3 protein-coding genes are annotated in these 2526 nt (G+C 43.4%); all 3 read left to right on the forward strand.

The genetic code is table 11. From position 1 onward, the window contains the following. Nucleotides 1-524 precede the first annotated feature (524 nt). From HZA10_09615 to HZA10_09625, 3 genes are read left to right on the forward strand one after another with little or no spacing between them, the layout of a single operon-like run. Nucleotides 525-713, forward strand: a complete 189-nt coding sequence (locus tag HZA10_09615; protein MBI5196568.1) for a helix-turn-helix transcriptional regulator — start codon at nt 525-527, stop codon at nt 711-713. Between the two features lie 20 nt (nt 714-733). Then, the gene (locus HZA10_09620) at nt 734-2227 is read left to right on the forward strand and encodes a putative DNA binding domain-containing protein (protein ID MBI5196569.1); all 1494 of its coding nucleotides are present in this window, start codon (nt 734-736) and stop codon (nt 2225-2227) included. A gap of 33 nt (nt 2228-2260) precedes the next feature. Next, the gene (locus HZA10_09625; GenBank protein ID MBI5196570.1) at nt 2261-2518 is read left to right on the forward strand and encodes a hypothetical protein; all 258 of its coding nucleotides are present in this window, start codon (nt 2261-2263) and stop codon (nt 2516-2518) included. Nucleotides 2519-2526: the final 8 nt, after the last annotated feature.

The following is a 2526-nucleotide window of genomic DNA, read 5'->3' on the forward strand; positions in this document are numbered from 1 at the left end:
ATGATCCTTAAACGTCCTCACAGAAACTCACAGGCTTCCTCACAGGGAAAACTCTTGTGGTTATAGGAGGTTAGGGAATTTTGTGAGGTTTGTGAGTGTATTTTGCTATTAAAAAGAGAAAGAGAAAAGGTATTTATGGTCCTCAAAATACCCCTATGTAAAAGGTGAGAATATTAGCCTCACAATCCTCACACCTCACAGCTTATGGGTCCCTCCAAGGGGGGCTTGGGCCGAGGGTTGGGCGAGGCGCATCTTGTGAGTGATTTCAGGTTCGTTTTTTTTGGATGTCGGTGTCGGTCTGGTAGGGGTCAAAAAGGTCTATTTTAAGCACAAAATCGGGTCAAACAGGGGCAAACAGACCGACATTTGCCCCCTTGGATGTCGGTATGTAATGTCGGTTTTTTTGGAAGGCGCATTTTGGAGCTTTTCAGTAATGTATTTGAATAAGATTTTCATTGACATATTAGGTTCATTGCAATACAATGCAAGGTATGCAAAAGAAAACTCGCACAAGGAGAACCGTTATGGACGACTTAATAAAACAACTTGAACTATATCGGCTTGAAAACAGAATCACACAGGTTGAGCTTGCTAATGATATCGGCGTCAATTTCTCCACGATTAGCCGGTGGCTCAATGGCAAGACCAGGCCGAATAAAATTCAGCAGTACCATCTTGAAAAGTTTTTAGCAAAAACGCTTAAGCAAGCGTAGAAAATTCATGAGGGGTGAAAATGGCGCTACCTATTAATATTGAAGAATTGCTTTCCGGACGAGTGGTTGAAACTGAGCGGTTGGAGTTTAAAGAAGGCTGGAATCCGCAAACCGTCCTGCATACAATGTGCGCTTTCGCCAATGATGTCAACAACTGGGGCGGCGGGTATATTGTAATCGGAGTTGAGGAAAATAATATTGGGCCCGCCTTCTTCCCTAAAGGGCTGTCACCTTCCGAAATCAAAAAGATTCAAAAAGAACTTTTAGGCCTTTCTCATAAAATCAGGCCAGAATATTTTCCGATAGTTGATGTGGCAAATGTAAAAGGCAAGAACATCGTTATTATTTGGGTTCCAGGAGGGGCGCACCGGCCGTATAAAGCAGCCGAGACCTTAGGCAAGGGTGCGCGCTACTCGTATTATATCCGTCGTAACGATACTACAAGACGTGCGACAGCTACGGATGAGCGCAGCTTGATGAAACTTGCCCACGATATTCCTTTTGATGACTGTATTAACCATAAGGCAACTCTGAAAGATTTGGATATCCGGCGAATTGAACAGTATTTGGATGCCGTAAAAAGCGACCTCGCCAAAGAGATACCAAAGATGCCGGTTAAGGATCTCTATCGCAGGATGAATATAGTCGAAGGGCCTGATGAATTCTTAAGACCGAAAAATATCGGGCTTATGCTTTTTTGCCCTGAGCCACAGAAGTTTTTTCCACGCACAACGATTGATGTCGTGAAATATAAGGATGAGGTTGGCGATGAGTTCGAAGAAAAGATATTTACTGGGCCCGTTCACGAACAGTTGCGCGATGCACTTAGATATATCAAGAATCTGGTGATCGTTGAGTCTGTCCATAAAGTAGAAGGCCGGGCCGAAGCGGACAGGTTCTTTAATTACCCATATGCAGCCATTGAGGAATCTTTGGTAAACGCGGTATATCATCGCAGTTATGAGGAACGTGAACCTATTGAAGTGCGGATTTATCCGGACAAGATTTATATCATTAGTTACCCGGGGCCTTTGCCACCGCTGAACAAGGATAATATTAACAACCCGATCGTTACGCCGCGTCGTTATCGCAATAGCCGGTTAGGAGACGCCCTTAAAGAACTTCAATTGACAGAGGGAAGGTGTACCGGATTTCCCAAGATTCGCCGAGCGCTGAAGTCAAATGGATCCCCGCCGCCTTATTTTGAGACGGATGACGACCGCACATATTTTATGGTAACTCTTAAGATTAACCCAAGAGCGAAGAAAATGGCAGCCGAGATTGGTCCTAAGAGGACGGAGAAAAGTGAGGGATTAAGTGAGGGATTAAGTGAGGGATTAAAATCCCTGCTGGAGGCTATCAAAGTAAGCCCAGGGATTAAAGCAAAAGATTTAAGCCCACGCCTCAACAGGAGGCCTATAAAAACAATAGAACGGCAGATAAAAACTCTCATCGAGCGAAATTTAATTGAACGCAGAGGAAGCCGTAAAACTGGCGGATATCATACTAAATAGATATAGTGCATAATATGCGCAGAAATTTAGAGCATGGCTAAGAAAAAGAGATATTTTTTCAGTATAGTTGAAGAAATGATTATGAATGAGAAGGCTAAAAGATTCTGCGCCGGAAGAATAGAGGTTTATGACAATAAGGATGACAGGGGTTATGCTTGTTATGAGGCGCGATTCCTTATTCCTCGGGAATTCATGGATGATTTTCGGAAAACTTGGGATCGTAAGGAATCCGACGAAATGCCATATATTAGGTGGGATTATAAGAGTGCTCTAGAAAATCGTAAGAAGTAATGGCTGGA

The organism is Nitrospirota bacterium (assembly GCA_016212185.1).
Lineage (GTDB): Bacteria > Nitrospirota > Thermodesulfovibrionia > UBA6902 > DSMQ01 > JACRGX01.